The sequence below is a fragment of the Bradyrhizobium sp. 521_C7_N1_3 genome, assembly GCF_052075975.1.
Lineage (GTDB): Bacteria > Pseudomonadota > Alphaproteobacteria > Rhizobiales > Xanthobacteraceae > Bradyrhizobium > Bradyrhizobium japonicum.
The window spans coordinates 395,677-419,909 of sequence record NZ_CP197232.1 but is presented as its reverse complement, the minus strand read 5'-3'; the positions used below and the strand labels follow the sequence as shown (position 1 = coordinate 419,909).

Genomic DNA, 24,233 nt, shown 5'->3' with positions numbered 1-24,233 from the left:
GATTTGCCGCCATGGCCATGACGCATCTGTCATGGGACGAATTCGGCACTCGCGTGTTAGAACGGCGCGGTTCGCGCAATCCGGGACGCGCGGCCGGCTCTGGGTCTTGGGGACGTAAGGCCTTGACGATGTAAGGCCTTGGCGACGCAAGGCTTGGACGTAAGGCTTGGCGGATAAGTCCTTGGGGAGAATAGAATGAATCGTTTTTGTCGCCTCGTACTGCTCGCGCTGATCCCGGCAGCGACCATGTCGTTTGGCGTGCCCGGCGCTCTGGCGCAGACCCCGAGCCCGGCGCCCGCCGCGTCGGCCAGCCCTTCGCCGGCTCCGTCGGCCTCGCCCGCCCCGGCCGCAAGTACCGCACCTGCACCCGCGGGAGCGCCCTCTCCGGCGCCAGCGCCTGCGGCCAGCGCTTCGCCCTCACCCGCTCCGGCGGCCCCGCCGCCCGCTGCGGCCGCGACGCCCGCCCCGGTGCAGACCGCCGATCCCTTTGGCCTGGAGACCACGCTCGAGCCGAAGAAGGTCCTGATGGTCAAGGGCACTGCCAATTGGGATTCGGCCTTCGACACGCTGATCGACGCCTTCAAGGCGCTGAACACGCTGCTGGACAAGCAGGGCATCAAGCCCGCCGGCAATTCGATGATCGTCTACACCTCGACCGATGACACTGGCTTCACCTTCCTGGCCGAGATCCCGGTCGAGCAGGACCCGAAGAACCTGCCCAAGGACATGAGCATCGGCAAATCGCCGGAAGGCAAGGCGTTGAAATTCGTCCATCGCGGCTCCTACGACAACATGGACAACACCTATGAGGCGATCACCAATCACCTCGACGACAAGAAGCTGGAAGCCAAGGACACCTTTGTCGAGGAGTACCTCACCGATCCCCTGAAGACGGCGGAGGACAAGCTCGTGATCAACGTGTTCGTGCCATTGAAGTGAGAGAGATGAAGAAGCCTGCCGTCCTTTTTACGTCGTTTGCCGCCGCTGTCGCCGTCACGCTGCTGGCAACGCCCGCGCTCGCCGACGATTTTCCATCCGCCATCACGGTGAGCGGCGAAGCCATGATCTCCGCGGCGCCCGATCTCGCGCAGATCGATGCCGGCGTCGCCAACGATGCCAAGTCGGCGAAGGAAGCCTCCGACGCCAACAACGCCGCGATGGGCAAGGTGCTGTTGGCGCTGAAGGGCGTCGGCATCGCCGAGAAGGACTATCAGACCTCGCGCCTGTCCTTGCAGCCGCAATACGGCCAGAACAAATCCACCGGCGCCTCGCCCGTGGTCGGGTTCCGCGCCTCAAACCGCGTCACCGTGAAGATCCGCGACGTGACCAAGGTCGCCGGCATCATCGACACGCTGGTCGGCGCGGGCGCCAACGACATCGGCAACATCTCCTTCGAGGTGACGCAGGCCTCAAAGCTGCTCGACGACGCCCGTGAACAGGCGGTCGTGGACGCCCGCCGCAAGGCCGAGATTTACGCCAGGGCCACCGGCGTCACGCTCGGCTCGCCGCTCAGCGTGTCCGAGGGCGGCGCTCCGGTACCGCTGTTCAAGGCAAGAATGGCGACCGCGCCGATGGCGGCGCCCGCGGCAGTAGCGCCGGGCGAGGAAACGCTGTCAGTGACCGTGAATGTGAGCTGGGCGATCATACGCCCTGAGGGCAAGTAAGCCGTAAGAGGCACACTGCCCACTCCGAGTACAGGTGTCGTCCCCGCGAATGCGGGGACCCATAACCACAGGGAGTGGTTATGACACGTCGCAGGTAACTCCGAGTCTTTGCCAAACCTCTCCCTGTGGTTATGGGTCCCGGATCTGCGCTTCGCTTGTCCGGGGCGACAGCGGGGAACGAAGCTAAATCTCCGCTAAATCTCCACCACCTGTCCCGGCTTCATCGCCACAAACCGCTCCTGCGGAATCTTCGCGGCATCCAACGCTTCGACCAGCGCCTTCGCCGGCGCGTCGATCGCTTCATCCGTCAGCTGGAACGTGCCGTGATGATGCCCGAGCGCGGCTTGCGCGCCGCAATCGGCCAGCGCCTTCACGGCGTCTTCCGGATTCATGTGCTGGTCGCGCATGAACCAGCGCGGTTCGTAGGCGCCGATCGGGAGGATCGCCAGACGCAGCGGCCCATGCTTCTCCGCAACGCGGCGAAAGTGGCCGCCGTCGCCATAACCGGAATCGCAGACAACGTAGATTTTCCCCGCCGGCGTCTCCAGCACGAAACTCGCCCACAGCGCCTTGTTGCGATCGAACATGCCGCGCGCCGACCAGTGCCGGGTCGGCACCAGCGTCACGGCGATGCCGCCGCCGAGCTCGACGCGGTCGTGCCAGTCAAACGCCTCCGCCTTGATGGAAGAGTCGGTGCTGCGCATCGTCACGTCGTTGCCGAGTGGCGTCACCACGCGCGGCGCAAAATTTTTGGCGAGCCGCGACAGCGTCGCGATGTCCAGATGATCGTAATGACCGTGCGAAACCAGCACGACGTCGATCTTCGGCAGCTTCTCGAACGCGATGCCGGGGTCGTTGTGCCGCTTCGGACCGGCAAAGCTGACGGGCGAGACCCGCGAGGACCAGACGGGATCGACGAGGATGTTGAGGCCGTCGGCCTGAATCAGCCAGCTGGCGTGGCCGACGAAGGAGAGCCGCACCTTGTCGCCCTCGACTCGGGCGGGTGGCGTGTCGGCGTGAGAGTTCGGCACCCAGTCGGGCCAATCCGCGCGCTGCCCCCGGGCACCTAATTGCCAGCGCAGCACCTCGCCAAGCGATCTCGGCGGCGCCCCGTCGGGATCGAAGAAGGTCAGGCCGTCAAAATGGTCGGAGACCGGGCCGTCATAGGTTTTCATGCGGGACATCCAGAGGGGCGGAACACCGACCAGCGCGGCGCCACCGGCGATCAATCCAAAGAGGCGGCGGCGGGTGACCGGCACAAGCGGGCTTCAGGGATGGTAACGGAGGTAAATCATCATCTTCTATATGGGCGGAGCCCAGGCAAAAGGAACCGGCCGCCAAAAGTTCCGTACTCTCAGGGCCTTGCCCTGGCAAAGGCACCCCGGCACCCTAACTTTCCTTGACTTTTGGGCGGGAGCGGCGTTTAACCCCGCCACTTTCTCGGAAAGGCTTTCTTTTCGACCCGCCCACTGGCCCTGGAGGCCAGAGGCCAACGCCCGACAGCGCTGTGCGCCCTCGGGCGCAAAGGTGTTTGGAAGATCGCTTGTTTAGGAAGTGGTCATCGCCCGATTTGATCGGGAGATCCAGTATCCCAGAGGCCGCTCGGCTGAACCGAGGTGCCGCGGCGTACTGGATGCCCCGGTCAAGCAGGGGCATGACAGTGGTGAACGCGGCAACCCTGCGCGAGCAGGACAAGGGACAACGGCATTGTTCGACAATCTGTCGGAACGGCTTGGTGGCATTCTCGATCGTCTGACGGGGCGCGGTGCGCTGACCGAAAAGGACGTTGACGCCGCGATGCGCGAGGTGCGCCGCGCGCTGTTGGAAGCCGACGTCGCGTTAGAGGTGGTGCGCAGCTTCACCGAGCGCGTCCGCGAGCAGGCGATCGGCGCCACCGTCGTCAAGTCGGTCACGCCCGGCCAGATGGTGGTCAAGATCGTCCATGACGAGCTGATCAACACGCTCGGCGCCGAAAGCCAGACCATCGACGTCAATTCCGTGCCGCCGGTGCCGATCATGATGGTCGGTCTGCAAGGCTCCGGTAAAACCACCACCACCGCAAAGCTCGCCCGCCGCCTGGTCCAGCGCGACAAGCGCAAGGTGCTGATGGCTTCGCTCGACGTCTACCGTCCGGCGGCGATGGAGCAGTTGGCCGTGCTCGGCCGCGACCTCGACATTCCGACCCTGCCGATCGTGGCGGGGCAGCAGCCGCCGCAGATCGCGAAGCGCGCGCTCGAAGCCGGCAAGCTCGGCGGCTACGACATCGTGCTGCTCGACACCGCCGGCCGCACCACGCTCGACGAAGACATGATGGCGGAAGCAGCGGCGATCAAAGCCGCTGCGAACCCGCATGAAGTGCTGCTGGTCGCCGACAGCCTCACCGGCCAGGACGCCGTGAATCTTGCGCGCGCCTTCGATCAGCGCGTCGGCCTCACCGGCATCGTGCTGACACGAGTCGACGGCGACGGCCGCGGCGGCGCCGCGCTGTCGATGCGCGCCGTCACCGGCAAGCCGATCAAGCTGATCGGCACCGGTGAAAAGACCGACGCGCTGGAAGATTTCCATCCCGATCGTATCGCCGGCCGCATCCTCGGCATGGGCGACGTGGTGTCGCTGGTCGAACGTGCCGCCGCCAACATCGACGCCGAGAAGGCCGCGCGCACCGCCGAGCGCATGCGCAAGGGTCAGTTCGACCTCAACGACATGCGCGAGCAGCTGTTGCAGATGGCGAACATGGGCGGCATCAGCGGGCTGATGGGCATGATGCCCGGCATCGCCAAGATGAAGAACCAGATCGCGGCCGCCGGCATCGACGACAAGATCCTGAAGCGCCAGGTCGCGGTGATCGATTCCATGACACGCGACGAGCGCCGTCATCCCGACCTGCTCAAGGCCAGCCGCAAGAAGCGCATCGCCGCAGGAAGCGGCCAGAGCGTCGAGCAGGTCAACAAGCTGCTCAAGATGCACCGGAACATGGCCGACGTGATGAAGGCCATGGGCTCGGGCAAGCGCGGCCCGCTCGCCGGCATCGCACAGGCGATGGGCTTCGGCGGCGGCATGAAGATGCCCTCGCCCGAAGAGATGAAGGCAATGCAGGAGAAGATGCAGAGCGGCGGCGGGCAGGGTCTGCCCAGCCTGCCGAAGGATCTGCCGCCCGGTCTTCGCTCGGGGCTGCCGAATTTGCCGGGGCTTACCGGCCTCAGCGGCAAGCCGACCCTTCCGGGGCTCGGCGGTTTTCCCGGCAAGAAGAAATGAGGAATTCGTCGCGGGGGATCGCAAGCGTCCCGCGCAACGCGGAATACCAATCAACCGAACAAAACGTACTTTGCAAACCGTACTTCGAAGGAGAACTGAATGTCCGTCGTTATCCGCCTCGCTCGTGCAGGCACCAAGAAGCGCCCCGTCTATCACGTCGTCGTCGCCGATTCGCGCTTTCCCCGCGATGGCCGCTTCATCGAGCGTCTCGGTTATTTCAACCCGCTGCTGCCGAAGGACAACGAGGCCCGCCTCAAGCTCGACATGGACAAGGTGAAGGCCTGGGTTGCCAAGGGTGCGCAGCCGTCGGACCGCGTGGCGCGTTTCCTCGACGCCGCCGGCGTCAAGAAGCGCGAAGCGCGCAACAATCCGCAGAAGGCCGTGCCGCGCAAGGAGCGCAAGGCGCAGGCCGAAGCCGCCGCGAAGGCGTAAGGCCAGACCATGTCGGCGCTGGTCTGCGTCGCGCGGATCGGCGCCGCGCATGGTGTGCGCGGTGCGGTCAAGCTGTGGACCTTCACCGAAGATCCCTTTGCCATCAAACGCTACGGTCCGCTTCGCTCCAAGGACGGCAAGCGCCAGTTCGAGGTCGCGCAGGCGCGCGAGGCCAGGGATCATCTGGTCGCGACGTTCAAGGGCGTCACGACCCGCGATGAGGCCGAGCGCCTCAACGGCATCGAGCTCTACGTCGCGCGCGAAAAGCTGCCCGCGACCGACGAGGACGAATATTACCACACCGACCTGATCGGGCTCGCCGCCGTCACCACCGACGGCGACGCGCTCGGCCGCGTGCTCGCGATCCACAATTTCGGCGCCGGCGACATCATCGAGATCGCGCCCCTCAAGGGCACGACGATGCTGCTGCCATTCACAAACGCGGTGGTGCCGGAAGTCGATCTCACAGGCGGACGCGTCGTGATCGCGCTGCCGCAGGAGATCGAGGGTGATGATGGGGGCGAGGATCTCTCTCCGAGTCGTCCCCGCGAACGCGGGGACCCATAAACCACGGGCCGTGGTTTTTGGCTAAGCTGCTAGCCTCGATCATCGCAAAACTGGCTGCGGTGGTTATGGGTCCCGGGCTCGCGCTCCGCGCACCCCGGGACGACGAGATCGGGAAACAATGACCAACCCCTCACCCTGGCGCGCGACGGTGCTAACGCTGTTTCCGGAGATGTTTCCGGGACCGCTCGGCGTGAGCCTGGCCGGCCGGGCGCTGGCTGGCGGGCTCTGGGAGCTCGAGGCCCGCGACATCCGGGCTTCGGCCACCGACCGGCATCGGAGCGTCGACGACACCCCGGCCGGCGGCGGACCGGGCATGGTGCTGCGGGCCGATATTCTGGCGGCGGCGATCGATGCCGCCGAGATCGGCCAAGATCCCTTAAAAGTGCGGCCGCGCCTGCTGATGAGCCCCCGCGGTCGGCCATTGACCCAGGCCCGGGTGGTGGAGCTGGCCGAGGGTCCGGGTCCCCTGATCGTTTGCGGACGGTTCGAAGGCGTGGACCAACGGGTGATCGACGGGCGCGGTCTGGAGGAGGTCTCGATCGGCGATTACGTGCTGTCCGGGGGCGAAATCGCCGCGCTGGCCCTGATCGACGCCTGCGTCCGGCTGCTGCCCGGCGTGATGGGCAAGGAGGCCTCGGGAACCGAGGAAAGCTTCTCTGAGGGCCTCCTCGAATACCCCCAATACACCCGCCCGCAGCTGTTCGAGGGGGCTCCGATCCCGGAGACCCTGACCTCCGGCGACCACGCCAAGGTTGCAGTCTGGCGGCGGGCGCAATCCGAGGCCCTGACGGCGGCGCGGCGGCCTGATTTATGGGCCCAAATCCCGGCCAAGGCCCCGAATCGGGCCAGACGCCAAAAAACGCCAAAAAACAAGACAGACGGGTGACAAACGCTCCGGCTTGCCTTATAGGAGCGCCCACATCCGCAATAGCTGGATCAACGAATTTCGCGCAGCCCCCACCCTGCGGCTGGGCGCGCCGATGGAGATTTACCCATGAACCTGATCAAGCAGCTCGAGCAAGAGCAATTCGACAAGCTCTCGGCCGGCAAGGAAATCCCGGAGTTCGGACCCGGCGATACCGTGATCGTCAACGTCAAGGTCGTCGAAGGCGATCGTACCCGCGTGCAGGCCTATGAAGGCGTCTGCATCGGCCGTTCCGGCGGCGGGCTCAATGAGAGCTTCACCGTCCGCAAGATCTCCTATGGCGAGGGTGTCGAGCGCGTGTTCCCGGTGCTCTCCCCGATGATCGACTCGATCAAGGTGGTGCGCCGCGGCAAGGTGCGTCGCGCCAAGCTCTATTACCTCCGCAACCTTCGCGGCAAGTCGGCCCGCATCGTCGAGAAGCAGGACCGCGCGACTGCCGTCGGCGAGTAATCTTCGCCCCACCAGGCAAGTTTTCGAAAGCGCGGGGCTCGGCTCCGCGCTTTTTTGTTGCGTCAGCTGTGCGCGTCAAAGCACTCGCGCTTCCAATTCGGCCTGCTATATATTCTTGGAATGTTTCCAGATCAGACCAGCCTCGCCCCCGTCACGCGCATCGTCATCGACGATCGCTCGCGGCTGCCTGGCCGGTTCTTCGGACGCTTCGCGACCTCGGCAACGTCAGAGCTTACGCGCGCAGCCTAAAAGCTGCGCTGACGATTTTGTTGCCCGCGCGTGACCGCGCATATCCGCACCACAACATTCCTGGAGCTGAAGCTCATGTCCAAGCCGACCACATTGTACGACAAGATCTGGAACGACCATCTGGTACACGAAGCCGACGACGGCACCTGCCTGCTCTATATCGACCGCCATCTGGTGCACGAAGTGACCTCGCCGCAGGCGTTCGAAGGTCTGCGCGCCACCGGCCGCAAGGTGCACTCGCCGGAAAAGACGCTCGCCGTCGTCGACCACAACGTGCCGACCACCGATCGCACCAAGCCGAACCCGGATCCGGAGAGCATCGAGCAGATCAAGGCGCTGGCCGAGAACGCCAAGGAATTCGGCATCGAATATTACGACGAGTTCGATAAGCGCCAGGGCGTCGTCCACGTCATCGGGCCCGAGCAGGGCTTCACCCTGCCTGGCACCACCATCGTCTGCGGTGACAGCCACACCTCGACGCATGGCGCGTTCGGCGCGCTCGCACACGGCATCGGCACCTCCGAGGTCGAGCACGTGCTGGCGACGCAGACGCTGATCCAGAAGAAAGCGAAGAACATGCGCGTCACCGTCGACGGCAAGCTGCCGGAGGGCGTGACGGGCAAGGACATCATCCTCGCCATCATCGGCGAGATCGGCACTGCCGGCGGCACTGGCTACGTGCTGGAATACGCCGGCGATGCGATCAGCGCGCTCAGCATGGAAGGCCGCATGACGGTCTGCAACATGTCGATCGAAGGCGGCGCGCGCGCCGGCCTGGTTGCGCCCGACCAGAAGGCGTTCGACTTCCTGCGCGGCCGCCCGAAGGCACCGAAAGGCGCGGACTGGGACGCGGCGATGCGCTATTGGGAGAAGCTGCGCTCCGACGCCGGCGCGCATTTCGACCACGAGCTGCGCCTCGACGCTGCCAAGCTGCCGCCGATCGTGACCTGGGGCACCTCGCCCGAGGACGTCATCTCGGTGACCGGCATCGTGCCCGATCCGGATCAGATCGCGGACGAGGCCAAGCGTCTCTCCAAGCACCGCGCGCTGAAGTACATGGGCCTGACCGCGGGCACCAAGATCACCGACATCAAGGTCGACCGCATCTTCATCGGCTCCTGCACCAACGGCCGCATCGAGGATCTGCGCGCCGCCGCCAAGATCGCGGAAGGCAAGCACGTCTCCGCTCATGTCAACGCCATGGTCGTGCCGGGCTCCGGCATCGTGAAGGAGCAGGCCGAGGCCGAGGGTCTGGACAAGATCTTCATCAAGGCCGGCTTCGAATGGCGCGAGCCCGGTTGCTCGATGTGCCTCGCCATGAACCCGGACAAGCTGAAGCCGGAAGAGCGCTGCGCCTCGACCTCGAACCGCAACTTCGAGGGCCGCCAGGGCTTCAAGGGTCGCACGCATCTGGTGTCGCCGGCGATGGCGGCAGCCGCCGCGATCGCGGGTCACTTCGTCGACGTCAGGGAGTGGCGGTAAGCCGCTCCCTGCAATTTGAGCTAAAGCGGCAAACGGCCGTTAAGCGGCATCGCCGACACTGCGTCCTCGCGACGGTTTCGCGAGGACGAAAGCCATGGCCAACAAGCCTGAATATGTCGATCTGATCGGCGAGGCGACGCGCCAGCACCGACGGCGCGCAACGCCCTTGCCCATCGTCGCCAAGCCCGAGGTCGAGGAGATCTCGAAGCTCAGCCGCTGGCCGCCGGCGATGATCAAGCAGTGGAAGCTCGAGAACCTGACGCGGTGGAAGCCGGCGTCATGGAAGCTGAAGGATTGGCTCTAGGCCAAAGAGCGTCGCCGCTATCCGCGGTCATTCCGGGGCGCCCATAGGGCGAACCCGGAATCTCGAGATTCCGGGTTCGATGCTTCGCATCGCCCCGGAATGACGGTGCTAACTCAAATCACCAATAGCGATACGGATAGTGCCAGCGATGCCAGCGGCAGACGCGGCGCGGGCCGTAATAGGTCCAGATCACCCGGCAGCGGCGCGGATAGTGGTAGTAGGGATAGTAGCCGCCGTAATAATAGCGCCGGTGGAAGTGGCGATAGCCGTAATGCGGGCGATAGAACCCGTAGCGATGATAACCGCCATAGTGGCGAAATCCGCCGTAGCGATAGCCGCCACCATGAAAGGCGGGCGCGGCGCGGAAGCCGCCGACATGGCCGCCACGAAAGCCACCACCGCGGAAACCGCCGATATGTCCTCCGCCACCGTGGAAACCACCACCACGAAAACCGCCGCCGCCATGAAAGCCGCCACCATGTCCGCCACCGCCGCCACCGTGACGGACCTGCGTGATCATGTCATCGCTTGCAGCCTTCGCCGCCGGCAACGGCGTCGGATTGATCGGAGTCATCGCTTCGGCACGTTGTGCAGTCCCGGCCGACAGCATCAGCGTGGCAACGGCTGCAAGCCCGAGCAAGCGTATCGGGCTTGTCCGAGCGTCCAACATCCGCAGCATGGAATTCTCCCTGAACGGCAGCATTGCGGCGCGGCGTCGCTCGCATCGCTGTTCAATTGCAGTCGCTCCCAAGATTAAACTAGGGACCGTGAACCCCTCATGAATGAACAACCTGCCGAAGCGCCGTGGCACGACAAGAGGAATCCGAGAGATGACCGTCTACGCGATCGCGCAATTGAAGATGACGGACCGCGCGGCCTATGACCGCTATCAGGCGCGGTTCTTCGATGTGTTCAGAAAGTACAATGGACGGTTGCTCGCCGCCGACGAGCAGCCGCGCGTGCTCGAGGGCCCATGGCCGTTCGACAAGCTCGTCATGATGTCGTTTCCCGACGAGGCCGCGTTCCTCGCCTTCTCGAATTCGCCGGACTACGAAGACATCTCGCGCGATCGCAAGGCGGGCGCGCAGGCAACCGTGTTGCTGGTCAGGGGATTTGCGCCGGCGGCCTAACGTGACGGCGTCACCACCACGGCCCGTAGCCGAACACGAACGGTGCCGGCACGCCGTAGGGATAGGGACGGTAGTAGACGGGCCGCGCGTAATAGCGCGGATCATGGGGCGCTGAGCGCCGCGCAACGTCATGGTGTCTTGCGTGCCGCCTCGCATCGAAAATCGCCGTCCCGGCCGAGGCATCCGACTTCGTCACACTCTGCGCGGTTGAAGCGCGAGGCAAAGCCGCTGCGAGCCCGGCGACAACGGCCAATGCAATCCATCTCGTCATGACGAACTCCGCCCTCAAGATGCGGGTGGCATCACACGGCCGCTGAGGCGCGTCAGCCCCGCCGCCAGTAGCAGCTCATATGCGGTACGATCACCGTGCCGCTCGGCCGATATTCCTGCACATAGGTGGCGTTGCACTCGCGCACCGCGTCGGGACCCGGATAGTAGCGCGGATCGACGCCGTCCGGAGCGTAGTAGGGCGTGACGCGCAGCCGGGCGGGCGGGCGCCTGCGCGGCGGGGGAACGTCGTCTGGCGAGGCCGCCTGGGCCATCCTGACGCCGGTGCCGGCCGTCTGGGCTTCAGCACCGACGCAAAATTGCAAAAACAACCCCATGCAAAGTAGAACCAGTATTGCTGTTCCCGCCCGCATCGCACCACCACCCACCTGAGCCATCCCCTTGAGGCGCCGTACGCTCCCCGTTTTCGCGCGCGGCGTCAACTCTTCGTAGCCTCCTATAAAGCCGGATGCATCGCCACGGAACCCGCGCTAAGAAAAGCCCATGTGGACGGAATTGAAAGCGCCCTCGCTGGCGGAGATGGAAGCGACGGCGCATGACATCTTCGAGCGCCTGCCGGCGGAATTTCGCGGCCTCTGTGAGGGCGTGATCCTCCGCGTCGACGACTTCCCGACCGAGGAAGTGATGGACGAGATGAAATGCGAGAGCGAGTTCGACCTGCTCGGCCTGTTCCAGGGCGTGGGCCTGCCCCAGCAGAGCCTGGGCGACGTAGCGCGGCTGCCCAACATGGTCTGGCTCTACCGCCGGCCGATCCTGGATTACTGGGCCGAGCACGACGAGAGCCTCGGCCACATCGTCCGCCACGTCCTGATCCACGAGATCGGCCACCATTTCGGCCTCTCGGACGACGATATGGCCGCGATTGAGGCTCAGGCGGACTAGGACGTCATCGGTTGCCTATGGTTGGCGCAGCGAGAAGCATCGTCAGTCGATAGTCGGACCAGCCCGCGAGAGACAGCGACACCTGCTGATAGTGCAGCAGTCCCATGGTCGGATGATCGAACGCACGCTCGCCGCCTTCGCGTGCCAGAACCCCCTGCGTCTCCCAGCAGCGTTCGAAGTCGGGGCTTCCAACTCTCAGTTCCTCGACGAGCCGGCGAATGTCCGGATCGTCGGAATAGGCTGTAACAGCGGCGCGGAATTCTGCGACGACGCGCTGCGCGCGCGAGGTCCAGTCGAGGATCAGTGTTCGCGCCTCGGGCCTGAGGAAGATGTAGCGCAGAAGATTTTTTTCGCCGTCAGCATCGAGCCATCCGGCAAACAACCGGGCCGCTTTCGCATTCCAACGACGCGCGCCCCATGTGCGATCGAGAATGTAGGCCGGCCCATCGATCGCATCGACGCAGGCCAGCACCTCCTCAGGCGGATCATCCCTGTGGCCGGGACGCTCGGGATCGCGCTTGCCCCCAACCTCGAACAGATAGCTGCGCTCCGCTCGTGACAGGCGCAATCCGCGTGCGAGGCGCGCAAGTGCCGAAGCCGAGACGGAGACATCGCGACCCTGCTCGATCCACGTGTACCAGGTGACGCTCAATCCGCAGAGCTGAGCGACCTCCTCGCGCCGGAGACCGGGCGTGCGCCGCCGTGCTCCGGCGGCGAGGCCGAATTCTGCCGGAGACCGGCGCTCCCGGAGCGCGCGCAGGAACGCGCTGAGCGAGAGAGCTGGAGCGATCGCGTCTGGTCCCTTCATGGTGGTTTTTATACCAGCATAAAGAGCATTCTTAAACGGGTATAATTTGCATGCTAACTCTTTGTCGCTGCGGCGTCGCCGCGGAAAGGACGAACGGGCATGGGCAGGCAATTCGCAAGGATCGAACCCGAGCACAGGGCTTTCATCGAACGGCAGAAGATCTTCTTCGTCGCGAGCGCCCCGCCGAAGGGACGCGTCAACGTGTCTCCCAAGGGCCTGTCGTCATTCCAGGTGCTGGGAGAGAGCGACGTCGCCTACCTCGATTGCACCGGCAGCGGCAGCGAGACCCGCGCGCACCTGGTCGCATCTGATGACAAGCGGCTAACCATCATGTTTTGTGCCTTCGACGGCGATCCGGTAATCCTGCGGCTCTATGGCCAGGGCCGATCGCTCATGCGCGGCACGCCGGAATACGCCGATCTCGCTCCGAAGTTCGAGGACATGGCAGGCGCTCGCCAGATCGTGCGCCTCTCGGTCGACCTTGTGCAGACGTCATGCGGTATGGGCGTGCCGCTGTTCGACTACAGACAAGAACGCGGCAGCCTCGTGCGCTACTGGACGGTGCAGGGTATCAACAATTTGCGAAAATACTGGGGTCTGAAGAACATGAAGAGCATCGACGGCCTGCCGACCGGCTTTGCCCCTGACAGCATGGCTCCGCCAGGCTGAGGACGAACCTCGATTTACGCCCCTTAGGCCTGCCGAATCCGGCCTAGGATTTGTGTGCCAACCGGGCTAAATAGCCCTCCCCTGAGTTCAAACCGGGAAGCCTGAAATGGACAAGTTCACCACGCTGGAAGGCGTCGCGGCGCCGCTGAAGATCATCAATGTCGACACCGACATGATCATTCCGAAGCAGTACCTCAAGACCATCAAGCGCACCGGCCTTGGCAAGGGGCTCTTCTCCGAGCAGCGCTACAAGGACGACGGCAGCGAGAATCCGGATTTCGTCCTCAACCAGCCCGCCTATCGCAATTCGAAGGTGCTGGTCGCCGGCGACAATTTCGGCTGCGGCTCGAGCCGCGAGCACGCGCCCTGGGCGCTGCTCGACTTCGGCATCCGCTGCGTGATCTCGACCTCGTTCGGTGACATCTTCTACAACAACTGCTTCAAGAACGGCATTCTGCCGATCCGCGTCTCGCAGGAAGACCTCGACAAGCTGTTCGACGATGCCGAGCGCGGCGCCAATGCGACGCTGACGATCGACCTGCCGAACCAGGAGATCCGCGGCCCCGACGGCGGCAAGGTCAAGTTCGAGATCGACCCGTTCCGCAAGCACTGCCTGATCAACGGCCTCGACGACATCGGCCTGACGATGGAGAAGAAGGCCTCGATCGACACCTACGAGGAAAAGCTAAAGCGCGAGCGCGCCTGGGCCTGAGATCGAGCTCCAGTTCGAGCCCCGGTGCGACGAGCGCCGGGGCTTTTTCTCTGCCCTGATTAACCCCTAAATTGACGCGCATGCTGCCCGACATCGTCACCTTCTGGCACGGCCCGATGGACGCACTGCGCCAGACCTGTCTGCGCTCGCAGTTAGCTGCCGGCCACAAGGTCACGGTCTACAGTTTCGACACCATTCCCGGCCTGCCCGCGGGCATCGGGAACGCGGACGCCGAGGCGATCCTGCCGCACGCGTTCTCCGAGCGATTGCGGCCGCCGCAGCCGGACGGAAGCTGGCGCGACTGGACCACGCTGCAGTTCAGCGACTTCTTCCGCATGAAGCTGATGGCGAAGAACCTCGGCCTCTGGCTCGATGCCGACGTGCTGCTGCTGAAACCCGTCGAGATCGACCCGACAAAACCCTACTTCGCCTGGGAGCGGCCGCGCCAGCTCGGCAATTCCGTGATCTATCTGCCGGCGGAGCACGGCATCGTTGCCGCCTTCGAGGAGCTGATGGAGCAGGAGGAGCTGACGCCGAACTGGCTGTCGGTGCGCCATCGCATCACCTTCATGATGCGTCGCCTGCGCGGGGGCTCGAACCGTCTCTCGGACATTCGCGTCGCGATCTTCGGGCCGGCGGCGCTCACCGCGCTCGCGCGCCGCACCGGTGAATTGCAGAATGCGCTGCCGAAGCAATCGTTCTACGCCGTGCATGCCGAGCCAAAACTGTTCTTCGATCCCTCGAGCTATCTCGGCCTCGTCACCAACCCCGAGATCATCGGCCTGCACATCTCGCCCAAGGGCCGCGGCAGCGAAAAGCCGATCCCGGGCAGCCTGTATGCGTGGGCGACGGAGCGGTTCGCGTAACTCAGCCCGCTACCCGGCGCTCTCGTGCCCTGGCTCAGCGGAGCGGCACTTCGCGCCGCACCGCGTCCGGGACACGAAACCAACCACCAACGCGCCACACTCCAACGCTTCCAAATTTGATCCAGCGCAACGCGCCTCTGCACCATTGTGCCTAATCTCGCTCCAATTCCGCCGCCCGAATGGAGCTTTCCATGAGCACCGCAAGCAGGCCTTATCCCATCGTTCAGGACCTCATCGAGTCCTTTGCCGCCTGGCTGAAGCATCGCCGCGAGATGAACGAGATGCGGCAGCTCGATCGCGCCGATTTCGACCGGATCGCGCAGGACCTCAGGATCGCGCCTGACGATCTGGAGGAGCTGGTCCGTCACGGCAAGCACGCTGCCGACGAGCTGCCGAAAATGCTCGAACAGCTCGGCATCAGCGCAGACAGGCTCGGTCGTGCGCAGCCGCTGCTGCTCCGCGACATGGAGCGCGTCTGCTCGCTCTGCAATCACAAGGGACAATGCGACCGCGATCTCGCCGATGGCACCGCCGCGGAGAACTACTACGGCTATTGTGCCAATGCTTCGACGCTGGAGTCGCTCGATCGGGCCGACGTCGCCCCGCGCTGACGCGTCGTCGGGATCGAAAAGATCAGATCGTGCCGTTTCGCGCGCAAGCTTCGCACTGGGCAAATCCCTTCACGAGCCGACGACGAGCTGCCGACGATGCCGGTACAGCTCGGCATCGGCGCGAAGAGCTGGGGGCCCAGGGGCAGACTCACGCGCTGCCGCGACAATCACTGGTCGATCACCATGTGTGGCACCTCGCCGAGTAGCAAAGGGCGTCAATAGTATGATGTATGGAAGACCCCGTTTGCGCGGCGAGGATGCCGGCAAGGTCTCCGCAATTGTCCGCGCTTGATCTCGGCGAATGGCTCTGTTTGGATGGTTGCCCTTCGGCGATTCGTATTTCGGATAGTCATGGCAAACGAAATAGATGGTTACCGTCGTTCGTTGGGTGCTCGTCCACCGGAAAGCACCGTGACCGTCCACCGCACGGGCATCGGGAATCAACTATTGGCGGCGTTGCCGCCGGCGGATCTCGGTTTGCTCACGCCCTACTTCCAGAAGGTCTCGTTCGAACCCGATGCCATCCTGGTGCGGTCGGGCGATGAGCTCGACCCGGTTTATTTCCCCCATAGCGGCGCCATCGCCTTCATGCTCGATATGCCGGACGGGCAAACGGTCGCAACCACCTTGATGGGACGGGAGGGCGCGTTGGCCTCGTTCTCCGTGCTCGGCCCGTCGCTGTCATCCGTGACCGCGATTGCCCGCATCGCCGGCACGGCATCGCTGATTTCCGCCGCCAAGTTTCGCGCGGCCTTTGCGCAAAGCGCCGCCATCAGGAACGTCGTGCAAGTCCACGCCCGCGCGGTGTTGTTGCAGCTCCAGCACGTGGCCGCCTGCAACGCGCTGCACCGGGTGGATGGCCGCATGGCGCGGTGGCTCCTGCAGCTTCACGACCGCGTTCCCGATGACCGGCTTCCGGTGACGCACGAGGCGCTTGCGCAATTGCTTGGGGTGCGACGGACGACAGTGACCCTGACGATGAGCAAGCTGCGCGACGCCGGCGCCGTCCCGTCCGACCGGCGCGGGTTTGTCGAGATCCATCGGGCGCGGCTCGAGAAGGTCGCATGCGATTGCTATGCGCTCATGCAGCGCAAGATCGATCAGATGTATTGCCAGGAATTGGCGGCGCCGCAGCCTGTCGATGCGCCGTCCCGCGAAAGCGCCATCGTCGCGGGTGGCGAATCCAGAGCCGCTTCGCGGGCGGGAAAATAGGCGATCGGGACTGACCGTCGCGATGACCGCCTGGGTCGCCAGCGGCAGCCCGCTTGACGTCCAGAAGATGTCCGCCCGGGCGGGGACAAGCGGATATCGCTTCCTCGAGTTGACGCCTCAGCCCTTGCTCATCGCTGCGATCGCGTCCGCAATCTCGATCGTGCGCCGCGCCATGTCGGCGTGCAGACGCTCCACCATTGCGCCATCGAGCCGGATCGCGCCGCGCGAGACGTTCTCAGGCAGCTCGAACGCCGCGATGATCTTTCGCGCGCGCGCGACTTCCTCTTCGGGCGGCGTGAAGATCGCGTTGCAGGCCTCGATCTGCGATGGATGGATCAGCGTCTTGCCGTCGAAGCCGAGGTCGCGACCCTGTGCGCATTCGGTGGCAAAGCCGTCGGAATTCGCAATGTCGCTGTAGGGACCGTCGAGGATCTCGAGGCCATGGGCCCGCGTCGCCAGGATGCAATGGGTGATCATCGGGATCATCGCCGCGCGGCCCGGCAACATCTTGATGCGCGTCTCGCGCGAGATGTCGTTCGGGCCGAACACGAAACCGGAGAGGCGCGTCTTCGGATCGCGGCCGGCCGCGGCCAGTTCCTCGGCATGCAGCACGGCGCGCGCGGTCTCGATCATCGCCCAGACTTTCACCGTCGGCGCGGCGCCGAGCTCGGCAAGGCGAGCGCCGATCGCCTTGAGATCCTCGATGCTTGAAACTTTTGGAACCAGAATGCCGTCGGGCGAGGCCTTGGCGGCCATCGCGACGTCATCGGCCCACCAGGGCGTGTCGAGGCCGTTGGTCCGGATCAAAATCTCGCGCTTGCCGAACCCCTTGTCCGCGATCGCAGCGGCGATGCCGTCCCGCGCCACCCCCTTGAGGTCGGGGGCGACGGAATCTTCCAGATCGAGGATCAGGCCGTCGGCGGCGAGATTTCGCGCCTTTTCCAGCGCGCGGGGGTTGGAGCCGGGCATGAACAGATGGCTGCGGCGCGGGCGGGTCATGCGAGCATTCCTTCCAGTTTCCTCAGGTGTATTCTGGAGCATGATCCCGGAAAAGTGTGCGGCGATTTTCCGAAAGGATCATGCTCAAACAACAAGCCAAGCCGATAGCACCTGCCCTGCCTATTCGAAAGGCTTGTTCGCCCCTCTGGTCTATGGTTAGGCATAGGCCATGATCACATTCCCGAAGCATTTGCTGGAAGGCTACAAGGCCTTCGCCACCCAGCGGCTGCCGACCGAGCAGAGCCGCTATCGCGAGCTGTCGGTGAAGGGGCAGTTCCCGGAAGTGATGGTGATCGGCTGTTGCGACAGCCGCGTCTCGCCCGAGGTGATCTTCGACGTCGGCCCGGGCGAACTGTTCGTGGTCCGCAACATCGCCAATCTGGTGCCGGTGTATCAGCCCGACGGCAATGCGCACGGCGTCTCCGCGGCGCTGGAATATGCCGTGACGGTGCTGAAGGTGAAGCACATCGTCGTGCTCGGGCACGCGCAATGCGGCGGCATCCGCGCCTTCGTCGACAAGATCGAGCCGCTCACGCCGGGCGACTTCATCGGCAAATGGATGCAGATGTTCATCAAGCCGGGCGAAGTGGTCGAGCAACGCGACCACGAGACCATGGCGCAGTTCGTCGAGCGCATCGAGAAGGCCGCGGTGTTCCGCAGCCTGGAGAACCTGATGACGTTTCCGTTCGTGCAGAAGGCGGTGGACTCAGGCCAGATGCAGACTCACGGCGCCTATTTCGGCGTCGCGGAGGGTTCGCTGTTCGTGCTGGACAAGGTCACGAAGGAATTCAAGAACGCACGCGGTGCGGCGTAGGCCTGCTTCGGCTTGGCTTGAATTCGTAGGGTGGGCAAAGGCGCAACGCGCCGTGCCCACCATCTTTCCCGATCGAGACCTTGGTGGGCACGCTTCGCTTTGCCCACCCTACAAGATCTACGGTAGCGGGCGTTACGCCGCCTTCTTCTTCGCGCTGATCAGCTTGCGGTTGATCAGCACTTCCGCGATCTGGATGGCGTTGAGCGCGGCACCCTTGCGCAGATTGTCGGACACGCACCACAGCACGAGGCCGTTCTCCACCGTCGCGTCCTCGCGGATGCGGCTGATATAGGTGGCGTCCTCGCCGGCGGCTTCATACGGCGTGGCGTAGCCACCGGGCTCCTGCTTGTCGATGACGAGGCAGCCCGGCGCCTTGCGCAGGATGTCGCGCGCCTCGTCCGCCGTGATCGGATTCTCGAACTCGATGTTGACGGCTTCGGAGTGGCCGACGAACACCGGCACGCGCACGCAGGTCGCGGAGAGCTTGATCTTGGGATCAAGAATCTTCTTGGTCTCCGCCATCATCTTCCACTCTTCCTTGGTGTAGCCGTCCTCCATGAAGACGTCGATGTGGGGGATGACGTTGAAGGCGATGCGCTTGGGGAATTTCTTCGCGATCAGCTCGTCATTGGTGTAGACGGCCTTGGTCTGCGAGAACAATTCGTCCATCGCATCCTTGCCGGCGCCCGAGACCGATTGATAGGTCGAGACCACGACGCGCTTGATCGTCGCCTTGTCGTGCAGCGGCTTCAGCGCGACCACGAGCTGTGCGGTCGAGCAGTTCGGATTGGCGATGATGTTCTTCTTCTTGAAGCCTTCGGTCGCAGCCGCGTTTACTTCCGGCACGATCAGCGGCACGTCCGGATCCATGCGCCAGGCGGACGAGTTGTCGATCACGACCGTGCCGGCGGCGCCGATCTTCGGCGACCATTCCTTCGACACCGAACCGCCCGCCGACATCAGGCAGATGTCGACGTCGGAGAAGTCGTAGTGCTCGAGCGCTTTGACCTTCAGGGTGTGGTCGCCGTAGGAGACCTCGACGCCGACGCTGCGGCGTGACGCCAATGCCACCACTTCGTCCGCGGGGAATTTGCGCTCATCGAGGATGTTGAGCATTTCCCGTCCGACATTGCCGGTCGCGCCGACGACTGCGACTTTGTAACCCATCGTTCACTCTCCGATGAAAAAGCCCGTTCCTGAAGCTGACGCTTAAACAGGAAGAGCAGCGCTTCTATGCGAGAACCGGCCTCAAGACAACGTTGGACCATGCCTGAAGGCCGTGGATGCAGTCGCCAGAGGCCAGCACGGCCGCAACCCCTACCCAGATCCATCTGGCGCTCGCAGCCGTCGCCGACGAAGTCGTCGGCACGCTGGCGCGCCTGTTCGCCTATGTGGGGGCGCTGGTCCTGTTTGCCATCCTCGCCCTCGCCGCACTCGACCAGCTGCCCAGCCTGCGCGACGATGAGGCCGCGGAGAAGCCGGGCTGGAGCGTGGCCGACCGCTCGCAACCGGCCTTCGCCCTCAGCCGGCTCGATTCATCAGAAAAAACAGCATCTTACGTCATCCTCAGGCATCCTGAAGGCGGCCGCAGGGACGTGATGCGCTGGACCGGCGAGGCGGACAAGCCCGTGGCGGAGCTCGAGATCTACCGCGAAGGCAGCGAATTCGACGTGACCCGTCCGGCGACAGCGGACCTGGCGGTCCACATGGGCCTGGGTGAAACAACGCCGCTCGAGCAGGCCGGGCTGATCGACACGAAATTCGGTCCCGTCGCCCTGTTCCGGCCTACCGGCACGGCGGAGGGCGCGCGGGCGTGCCTCGGCTACCTCAAGCGCAGCGAGGAGCCGGCGCTCCAGATCTCCGGCTTCTCCTGCCAGGGCGACACCCTGCCCGCCCGGCGCGCGGCGATCGCCTGCACGCTGAACCGGCTGACGCTCCTGACCTCGGGTAACGAGCCGAAGCTGGCGGAATTGTTCGCCCATGCGGAGCTGAAGCGCCGCTCCTGCGCTCCCCAGGGTTCGTCGGATTGGCTGCTGGGCGCGGCGAACGCGCAATTGCGCGGGGCGCTTTGACCGGCATCAAGCTCAAGTGGCTGGTATTGATGCAACTTTTGCCAGCGCGCACGATTATTCCGGGCTGGTGTGACCCAATAGACCTAGTTGCGGCCGCCCCAGCCGGGTTAGTATGGAGATGAAATCGATTGGCGGCTTGCCGCCTGAAGGGGACGTGATGAGCTCGAATTTCTCCGCCGCGAACAAACTGGCGATGTGGCTTGCGGCCGGCGCCGTGGTTGCCATGTCCTCAGCCCTCGCGACACCCGCCTCGGCCGACACCAAGAAGCAGCGTTACGACAACAGCCGTCCCTATTACGGCTCGAGCGGCCCCAACGCGGTCTATCAGCAGGGCCGCACCCGCCTCTATGTGAGCAAGCGCTCCTGGCTGGACGGCGGCACCGAGGTCAATCCGGGCGACCGCAAGTTCTCCGATTACGCTTTCCCGCCGGCGATCGGCTATCCGACCTTCGCCCGCGAGAACAACAACCGCCCGATCGATCGCCAGCCGCTGAGCACGCCGGCCGACGTCGGCGGCTATCCACGGAATTTCCCGCTGTACTGAGCGGAATGATCGACCGAATCAAAATGGCCGGGCTCGCGCCCGGCCATTTTTATTTGTGAGGGATACGTCCGCTTCAGGCGTTGGCTGCCGGGTCGTAGCGCCTGCAAAATTCTTCGATCGCCTCGGAGCGGAAATCGCCCAGGCGCTCGAAGATCAGCTCGTCCGGCCAATCCCACCAGGCAATGCGGCGCAGGCTTTCGGCCACCGAATCGTCAAAGCGCCTGCGGATGGCTCGCGCGGGAACGCCGCCGACGATTGTGTAGGGCGCGACATCGCGGCTGACGACCGCGCCCGCGGCAATCACCGCGCCGTCGCCGACCGTGACGCCCGGCAGCAGGATCGCGGCGTGCCCGATCCAGACGTCGTTGCCGACGATCACCCGGTCGCTGCGGCGATCCGCAAAGAAGTCGCGGTCACGCGTCGCACTCGCCTCGTAATATTCCGGGACATAGGTGAAGCGATGCTGGGACGGACGGCCCATCGGATGATTGGGCGCACCGATCCGCACCGAGTTGGCGATCGCGGTGAATTTTCCGATCACCGCGTCGGCGACCTCGCAGTTCTCGCCGAGATAGGAGTAGTCGCCGAGCGCGGCATATTCGATGCGGGTGTTGGCGAGGATTTCGCAACGGCGCCCGATCTGTGCTTCGCGCTGGCGCACCGTTTCATGGATGATGGTTTCCGCGATCTTGGGGCGGGGCGAGGCATCCATGAGGCGGCTCCGATGACGTCGTCAGCAGCGCGTAGCCCGGATGGAGCGAAGCGCAATCCGGGAAGGTCTGTCTGCAGGGCGAGAACCCGGATTTCGCTTCGCTCCATCCGGGCTACGACTCCTGCGCTTACGCGTGCAGCTTCTGCAATTCCTTCAGGATCGCTTCGCCCATCTGCGTGGTCGAGGCGGCCGTGGTGCCTTCCGACTTGATGTCGGCGGTGCGCAGGCCGCTCGCCAGCACGGCGGCGATCGCTGCATCGACCTTGTCGGCGAGATCGCCCATGTCGAAGGAATAGCGCAGCGCCATGCCGAAGGACGAGATCATCGCGATGGGATTCGCGAGGCCCTTTCCGGCGATGTCAGGCGCCGAACCGTGCACGGGCTCGTACAGCGCCTTGCGCTTCTTGCTCTTGACGTCGACCTCGCCGAGCGAGGCCGAGGGCAGCATGCCGAGCGAGCCGGTCAGCATCGCCGCAATGTCGGACAGCATGTCGCCGAACAAATTGTCGGTGACGATGACGTCGAACTGCTTCGGCGCCTTCACCAGCATCATGCCGCCGGAATCGGCGAGCTGGTGCTCGAGCGTCACGTCAGGATATTCGCGCTTGTGGACCGCCGTCATGACCTCGTTCCAGAGCACGCCCGACTTCATGACGTTGCGCTTCTCCATCGAGGTCACCTTGTTCTTGCGCTTCCTGGCAAGCTCGAAGGCGACGCGGCCGATGCGCTCGATCTCATAGGTGTCGTAGACCTGGGTATCGACGGCGCGCTTCTGGCCGTTGCCGAGATCGGTGATGGTCTTGGGCTCGCCGAAATAGACGCCGCCGGTGAGCTCGCGCACGATGACGATGTCGAGGCCCTCGACCGCCTCGCGCTTCAGGCTGGAGGCATCGGCCAGCGCCGGATAGCACACCGCGGGGCGGAGGTTGGCGAACAAAGCGAGATCCTTGCGCAGGCGCAGCAGGCCGGCTTCGGGGCGCACCTCGTAAGGAACGGCATCCCACTTCGGGCCGCCGACCGCGCCGAAGATGATGGCGTCGGCGGCCAGCGCCTTGGCCATGTCGCCCTCGGAGATCGACACCTTGTGGGCGTCATAGGCGGAGCCGCCGACCAGCCCGGTATCGGTCTCGAATTTGGCGATCCCTGCCGAATTGAGCCAGTCGATCAGCCGCTTCACCTCGCCCATCACCTCGGGGCCGATACCGTCGCCGGGGAGCAGCAGCAATTTGTGGGTCGCCATGATCGTTTCCTCTGAGATCGAATTCGGCCGGAGTGCTAGAGCGGCGTTGCGCGCTTGGCAAGACACCATTGCCGCCTCGCGGCTGTGCAAGGCCCGCAGGGCCTGCCACACTGGACGCGCCGGAGTATCCCTTGCGCGCCCCTGATCGACCCCCGCTCGACGCACACCCCGCTCGGCTTATCCTGACGCTGTCGCTGGCAGCGACGGTCGGGCTCGGCATCGGCCGCTTTGCCTATGCGCTGGTGCTGCCCGATATGCGGGAGGACCTCGGCTGGTCCTACTCGGCGGCCGGTTTCATGAACACCATCAACGCCGTCGGCTACCTCGTGGGCGCGCTTGTCGCGTCCCGGCTGATCCAGCGCGTCGGCTGGTCGGCGGCGATCCGCGGCGGAACCCTCGCCTGCGTCGCCGCGCTCGCCACTTGCGCGCTGACCGGAAATTTCGTTGCACTGAGCCTCGCACGCCTCGTGCTGGGCCTAGGGGCCGCGGCCGGCTTCGTCGCCGGCGGCGCGCTGGCCGCGGCTATCGCGCAGTCGCGCCCGGAACGGGCCAATTTCCTGCTTAGCCTGTTCTATGCCGGGCCCGGCATCGGCATTCTCGCCTCGGGGCTGATCGCCCCGTTCACGCTGCAATATTTCGGACCGGGCTCGTGGTGGCTGGTGTGGTGGGCGCTGACGCTGCTGTCCGTCGTGATGACCGTGCCGCTGTTCCTGATCCGCATCGAGAGCGGGGTGCGCTTCTCGGAAGGCAGCCACGCCACCTTCGCGATTCTACCCGTGCTGATCTATCTCGCCGGCTACTTCCTGTTTGGCGCCGGCTACATCGCCTACATGACCTTCATGATCGCCTATGTGCGCGACGGCGGCGGTGGCGCCGCGGCGCAGGCCGCGTTCTGGAGCCTGATCGGCCTCAGCGCCTTCGTCACGCCCTGGGTCTGGCGCGGCGTGCTGGCGCTCGACCGCGGCGGACTTGCCACCGCGATCATCCTCGGCACCAACGCGCTCGGCGCGGCCCTGCCGATGCTGGGGCATTCGCCGGCGTGGCTTGCGGTCTCGGCCGTGGTGTTCGGCGTCGCCTTCTTCGCCGTGGTCGGCTCGACCACGGCCTTCGTCCGCTTCAACTACCCGCCGGAGGCGTGGCCCACCGCGATCGCGGCGATGACGATCTCGTTCGGCGTCGGGCAGACGCTCGGCCCGATCGTGGTCGGCGCGATCACGGATGCGCTGGGGAGTCTGAGTTACGCGCTGAATGTGTCGGCGGCGCTGCTAGCGCTGGGGGCGGTGGCCGCGTTGTGCCAGCGCAAGGTGGGGCCGGTCAAACAGTCGGTGCCGTAGGGTGGGCAAAGG

At 64.8% G+C, this 24,233-nt stretch carries 29 protein-coding genes; 20 read left to right on the top strand and 9 right to left on the bottom strand.

What is annotated here, in order from left to right; all coding sequences use genetic code 11:
* Positions 1-195 precede the first annotated feature (195 nt).
* A complete protein-coding gene (locus tag AB7008_RS01950; protein ID WP_441258344.1) occupies positions 196-939 on the top strand; it encodes a GyrI-like domain-containing protein in 744 nt (247 codons plus the stop codon).
* A 5-nt stretch (positions 940-944) separates the two neighbouring features.
* Complete coding sequence (locus AB7008_RS01945) at positions 945-1,664, top strand: SIMPL domain-containing protein (RefSeq protein WP_441258343.1); 720 nt, start codon at positions 945-947, stop codon at positions 1,662-1,664.
* 194 nt (positions 1,665-1,858) lie between these two features.
* Here the strand turns inward: AB7008_RS01945 and AB7008_RS01940 are convergent, their stop codons facing one another.
* On the bottom strand, positions 1,859-2,923 hold the full coding sequence (locus tag AB7008_RS01940) for an MBL fold metallo-hydrolase (protein WP_441258342.1): 1,065 nt from the start codon (positions 2,921-2,923) through the stop codon (positions 1,859-1,861).
* 448 nt (positions 2,924-3,371) lie between these two features.
* On the opposite strand from AB7008_RS01940, the gene ffh reads away from it, so the two are divergent.
* The 7 genes from ffh to AB7008_RS01905 all read left to right on the top strand — a co-directional run bounded on the left by ffh (position 3,372) and on the right by AB7008_RS01905 (position 9,328).
* Positions 3,372-4,919: a signal recognition particle protein gene (gene ffh, locus AB7008_RS01935; RefSeq protein ID WP_014490648.1), complete on the top strand. Its 1,548-nt coding sequence runs from the start codon at positions 3,372-3,374 to the stop codon at positions 4,917-4,919.
* Positions 4,920-5,018: 99 nt separating this feature from the next.
* A complete protein-coding gene (rpsP, locus tag AB7008_RS01930; RefSeq protein WP_014490649.1) occupies positions 5,019-5,351 on the top strand; it encodes a 30S ribosomal protein S16 in 333 nt (110 codons plus the stop codon).
* Between the two features lie 9 nt (positions 5,352-5,360).
* On the top strand, positions 5,361-5,918 hold the full coding sequence (gene rimM / locus AB7008_RS01925; protein ID WP_441258341.1) for a ribosome maturation factor RimM: 558 nt from the start codon (positions 5,361-5,363) through the stop codon (positions 5,916-5,918).
* A 118-nt stretch (positions 5,919-6,036) separates the two neighbouring features.
* Positions 6,037-6,804 carry a tRNA (guanosine(37)-N1)-methyltransferase TrmD gene (gene trmD / locus AB7008_RS01920; protein ID WP_248881000.1) on the top strand — a complete coding sequence of 256 codons (768 nt, stop codon included), beginning with the start codon at positions 6,037-6,039 and terminating at the stop codon, positions 6,802-6,804.
* A 108-nt stretch (positions 6,805-6,912) separates the two neighbouring features.
* Positions 6,913-7,293 carry a 50S ribosomal protein L19 gene (gene rplS, locus AB7008_RS01915; RefSeq protein WP_441258340.1) on the top strand — a complete coding sequence of 127 codons (381 nt, stop codon included), beginning with the start codon at positions 6,913-6,915 and terminating at the stop codon, positions 7,291-7,293.
* Positions 7,294-7,617: 324 nt separating this feature from the next.
* Complete coding sequence (leuC, locus tag AB7008_RS01910; protein WP_028158577.1) at positions 7,618-9,024, top strand: 3-isopropylmalate dehydratase large subunit; 1,407 nt, start codon at positions 7,618-7,620, stop codon at positions 9,022-9,024.
* 94 nt (positions 9,025-9,118) lie between these two features.
* Positions 9,119-9,328: a hypothetical protein gene (locus AB7008_RS01905; RefSeq protein ID WP_039155328.1), complete on the top strand. Its 210-nt coding sequence runs from the start codon at positions 9,119-9,121 to the stop codon at positions 9,326-9,328.
* 118 nt (positions 9,329-9,446) lie between these two features.
* Here the strand turns inward: AB7008_RS01905 and AB7008_RS01900 are convergent, their stop codons facing one another.
* Entirely contained in the window at positions 9,447-10,007 is a 561-nt protein-coding gene (locus tag AB7008_RS01900; protein WP_304492320.1) for a hypothetical protein, read from the bottom strand.
* A 151-nt stretch (positions 10,008-10,158) separates the two neighbouring features.
* On the opposite strand from AB7008_RS01900, the gene AB7008_RS01895 reads away from it, so the two are divergent.
* On the top strand, positions 10,159-10,458 hold the full coding sequence (locus AB7008_RS01895) for a DUF1330 domain-containing protein (RefSeq protein ID WP_028158580.1): 300 nt from the start codon (positions 10,159-10,161) through the stop codon (positions 10,456-10,458).
* 10 nt (positions 10,459-10,468) lie between these two features.
* Here AB7008_RS01895 and AB7008_RS01890 read toward each other — a convergent pair whose 3' ends face one another.
* Together AB7008_RS01890 and AB7008_RS01885 are read right to left on the bottom strand one after the other, a co-directional pair.
* A complete protein-coding gene (locus AB7008_RS01890; protein ID WP_304492319.1) occupies positions 10,469-10,729 on the bottom strand; it encodes a hypothetical protein in 261 nt (86 codons plus the stop codon).
* A 52-nt stretch (positions 10,730-10,781) separates the two neighbouring features.
* Positions 10,782-11,063 carry a hypothetical protein gene (locus AB7008_RS01885; RefSeq protein WP_304492317.1) on the bottom strand — a complete coding sequence of 94 codons (282 nt, stop codon included), beginning with the start codon at positions 11,061-11,063 and terminating at the stop codon, positions 10,782-10,784.
* A 166-nt stretch (positions 11,064-11,229) separates the two neighbouring features.
* Here AB7008_RS01885 and AB7008_RS01880 point away from each other — a divergent pair, with 166 nt between their 5' ends.
* Positions 11,230-11,628, top strand: coding sequence for a metallopeptidase family protein (locus AB7008_RS01880; RefSeq protein ID WP_028158583.1), 399 nt, complete (start codon positions 11,230-11,232; stop codon positions 11,626-11,628).
* Positions 11,629-11,632: 4 nt separating this feature from the next.
* Here the strand turns inward: AB7008_RS01880 and AB7008_RS01875 are convergent, their stop codons facing one another.
* Complete coding sequence (locus tag AB7008_RS01875) at positions 11,633-12,436, bottom strand: helix-turn-helix transcriptional regulator (protein WP_304492316.1); 804 nt, start codon at positions 12,434-12,436, stop codon at positions 11,633-11,635.
* Between the two features lie 99 nt (positions 12,437-12,535).
* Here AB7008_RS01875 and AB7008_RS01870 point away from each other — a divergent pair, with 99 nt between their 5' ends.
* From AB7008_RS01870 to AB7008_RS01850, 5 genes are all read left to right on the top strand, one after another.
* On the top strand, positions 12,536-13,105 hold the full coding sequence (locus tag AB7008_RS01870; protein ID WP_304492315.1) for a pyridoxamine 5'-phosphate oxidase family protein: 570 nt from the start codon (positions 12,536-12,538) through the stop codon (positions 13,103-13,105).
* Between the two features lie 106 nt (positions 13,106-13,211).
* Complete coding sequence (leuD, locus tag AB7008_RS01865; protein ID WP_014490662.1) at positions 13,212-13,817, top strand: 3-isopropylmalate dehydratase small subunit; 606 nt, start codon at positions 13,212-13,214, stop codon at positions 13,815-13,817.
* Positions 13,818-13,897: 80 nt separating this feature from the next.
* The gene (locus AB7008_RS01860; RefSeq protein ID WP_304492313.1) at positions 13,898-14,683 is read left to right on the top strand and encodes a hypothetical protein; all 786 of its coding nucleotides are present in this window, start codon (positions 13,898-13,900) and stop codon (positions 14,681-14,683) included.
* A gap of 191 nt (positions 14,684-14,874) precedes the next feature.
* Positions 14,875-15,294, top strand: a complete 420-nt coding sequence (locus AB7008_RS01855) for a hypothetical protein (RefSeq protein WP_248880993.1) — start codon at positions 14,875-14,877, stop codon at positions 15,292-15,294.
* Between the two features lie 411 nt (positions 15,295-15,705).
* Positions 15,706-16,506 (top strand): Crp/Fnr family transcriptional regulator, encoded by an 801-nt coding sequence (locus AB7008_RS01850; RefSeq protein WP_041960595.1) that lies wholly within the window; start codon positions 15,706-15,708, stop codon positions 16,504-16,506.
* Positions 16,507-16,623: 117 nt separating this feature from the next.
* On the opposite strand, the gene AB7008_RS01845 is transcribed toward AB7008_RS01850, so the two are convergent.
* Entirely contained in the window at positions 16,624-17,505 is an 882-nt protein-coding gene (locus tag AB7008_RS01845; protein ID WP_248880992.1) for an HpcH/HpaI aldolase/citrate lyase family protein, read from the bottom strand.
* A gap of 169 nt (positions 17,506-17,674) precedes the next feature.
* Between AB7008_RS01845 and AB7008_RS01840 the strand changes: the two genes are divergently transcribed.
* On the top strand, positions 17,675-18,319 hold the full coding sequence (locus AB7008_RS01840) for a carbonic anhydrase (protein ID WP_028158589.1): 645 nt from the start codon (positions 17,675-17,677) through the stop codon (positions 18,317-18,319).
* Between the two features lie 132 nt (positions 18,320-18,451).
* On the opposite strand, the gene AB7008_RS01835 is transcribed toward AB7008_RS01840, so the two are convergent.
* Complete coding sequence (locus AB7008_RS01835; RefSeq protein WP_028158590.1) at positions 18,452-19,486, bottom strand: aspartate-semialdehyde dehydrogenase; 1,035 nt, start codon at positions 19,484-19,486, stop codon at positions 18,452-18,454.
* Between the two features lie 116 nt (positions 19,487-19,602).
* Between AB7008_RS01835 and AB7008_RS01830 the strand changes: the two genes are divergently transcribed.
* Positions 19,603-20,391, top strand: a complete 789-nt coding sequence (locus tag AB7008_RS01830) for a hypothetical protein (RefSeq protein ID WP_441258339.1) — start codon at positions 19,603-19,605, stop codon at positions 20,389-20,391.
* A 157-nt stretch (positions 20,392-20,548) separates the two neighbouring features.
* The gene (locus AB7008_RS01825) at positions 20,549-20,935 is read left to right on the top strand and encodes a hypothetical protein (RefSeq protein ID WP_441258338.1); all 387 of its coding nucleotides are present in this window, start codon (positions 20,549-20,551) and stop codon (positions 20,933-20,935) included.
* Positions 20,936-21,008: 73 nt separating this feature from the next.
* Here AB7008_RS01825 and AB7008_RS01820 read toward each other — a convergent pair whose 3' ends face one another.
* Positions 21,009-21,647: a DapH/DapD/GlmU-related protein gene (locus AB7008_RS01820; protein ID WP_028158593.1), complete on the bottom strand. Its 639-nt coding sequence runs from the start codon at positions 21,645-21,647 to the stop codon at positions 21,009-21,011.
* A gap of 127 nt (positions 21,648-21,774) precedes the next feature.
* Positions 21,775-22,887, bottom strand: a complete 1,113-nt coding sequence (leuB, locus tag AB7008_RS01815) for a 3-isopropylmalate dehydrogenase (RefSeq protein ID WP_071908678.1) — start codon at positions 22,885-22,887, stop codon at positions 21,775-21,777.
* A 131-nt stretch (positions 22,888-23,018) separates the two neighbouring features.
* On the opposite strand from leuB, the gene AB7008_RS01810 reads away from it, so the two are divergent.
* On the top strand, positions 23,019-24,221 hold the full coding sequence (locus AB7008_RS01810; RefSeq protein WP_304492309.1) for a YbfB/YjiJ family MFS transporter: 1,203 nt from the start codon (positions 23,019-23,021) through the stop codon (positions 24,219-24,221).
* Positions 24,222-24,233 lie beyond the last annotated feature (12 nt).

Coding starts and splice junctions, on each gene's coding strand:
- AB7008_RS01835 (WP_028158590.1), bottom strand. CDS start 19,486: ATGGGTTACAAAGTCGCAGTCGTCGGCGCGACCGGCAATGTCGGACGG.
- AB7008_RS01885 (WP_304492317.1), bottom strand. CDS start 11,063: ATGGGGTTGTTTTTGCAATTTTGCGTCGGTGCTGAAGCCCAGACGGCC.
- AB7008_RS01895 (WP_028158580.1), top strand. CDS start 10,159: ATGACCGTCTACGCGATCGCGCAATTGAAGATGACGGACCGCGCGGCC.
- leuD (WP_014490662.1), top strand. CDS start 13,212: ATGGACAAGTTCACCACGCTGGAAGGCGTCGCGGCGCCGCTGAAGATC.
- rpsP (WP_014490649.1), top strand. CDS start 5,019: ATGTCCGTCGTTATCCGCCTCGCTCGTGCAGGCACCAAGAAGCGCCCC.
- AB7008_RS01825 (WP_441258338.1), top strand. CDS start 20,549: ATGAGCTCGAATTTCTCCGCCGCGAACAAACTGGCGATGTGGCTTGCG.
- AB7008_RS01905 (WP_039155328.1), top strand. CDS start 9,119: ATGGCCAACAAGCCTGAATATGTCGATCTGATCGGCGAGGCGACGCGC.
- AB7008_RS01830 (WP_441258339.1), top strand. CDS start 19,603: ATGCAGTCGCCAGAGGCCAGCACGGCCGCAACCCCTACCCAGATCCAT.
- AB7008_RS01900 (WP_304492320.1), bottom strand. CDS start 10,007: ATGCTGCGGATGTTGGACGCTCGGACAAGCCCGATACGCTTGCTCGGG.
- AB7008_RS01860 (WP_304492313.1), top strand. CDS start 13,898: ATGCTGCCCGACATCGTCACCTTCTGGCACGGCCCGATGGACGCACTG.
- leuB (WP_071908678.1), bottom strand. CDS start 22,887: ATGGCGACCCACAAATTGCTGCTGCTCCCCGGCGACGGTATCGGCCCC.
- rimM (WP_441258341.1), top strand. CDS start 5,361: ATGTCGGCGCTGGTCTGCGTCGCGCGGATCGGCGCCGCGCATGGTGTG.
- trmD (WP_248881000.1), top strand. CDS start 6,037: ATGACCAACCCCTCACCCTGGCGCGCGACGGTGCTAACGCTGTTTCCG.
- AB7008_RS01820 (WP_028158593.1), bottom strand. CDS start 21,647: ATGGATGCCTCGCCCCGCCCCAAGATCGCGGAAACCATCATCCATGAA.
- leuC (WP_028158577.1), top strand. CDS start 7,618: ATGTCCAAGCCGACCACATTGTACGACAAGATCTGGAACGACCATCTG.
- AB7008_RS01855 (WP_248880993.1), top strand. CDS start 14,875: ATGAGCACCGCAAGCAGGCCTTATCCCATCGTTCAGGACCTCATCGAG.
- AB7008_RS01890 (WP_304492319.1), bottom strand. CDS start 10,729: ATGACGAGATGGATTGCATTGGCCGTTGTCGCCGGGCTCGCAGCGGCT.
- AB7008_RS01880 (WP_028158583.1), top strand. CDS start 11,230: ATGTGGACGGAATTGAAAGCGCCCTCGCTGGCGGAGATGGAAGCGACG.
- AB7008_RS01945 (WP_441258343.1), top strand. CDS start 945: ATGAAGAAGCCTGCCGTCCTTTTTACGTCGTTTGCCGCCGCTGTCGCC.
- AB7008_RS01840 (WP_028158589.1), top strand. CDS start 17,675: ATGATCACATTCCCGAAGCATTTGCTGGAAGGCTACAAGGCCTTCGCC.
- AB7008_RS01870 (WP_304492315.1), top strand. CDS start 12,536: ATGGGCAGGCAATTCGCAAGGATCGAACCCGAGCACAGGGCTTTCATC.
- AB7008_RS01950 (WP_441258344.1), top strand. CDS start 196: ATGAATCGTTTTTGTCGCCTCGTACTGCTCGCGCTGATCCCGGCAGCG.
- AB7008_RS01845 (WP_248880992.1), bottom strand. CDS start 17,505: ATGACCCGCCCGCGCCGCAGCCATCTGTTCATGCCCGGCTCCAACCCC.
- rplS (WP_441258340.1), top strand. CDS start 6,913: ATGAACCTGATCAAGCAGCTCGAGCAAGAGCAATTCGACAAGCTCTCG.
- AB7008_RS01875 (WP_304492316.1), bottom strand. CDS start 12,436: ATGAAGGGACCAGACGCGATCGCTCCAGCTCTCTCGCTCAGCGCGTTC.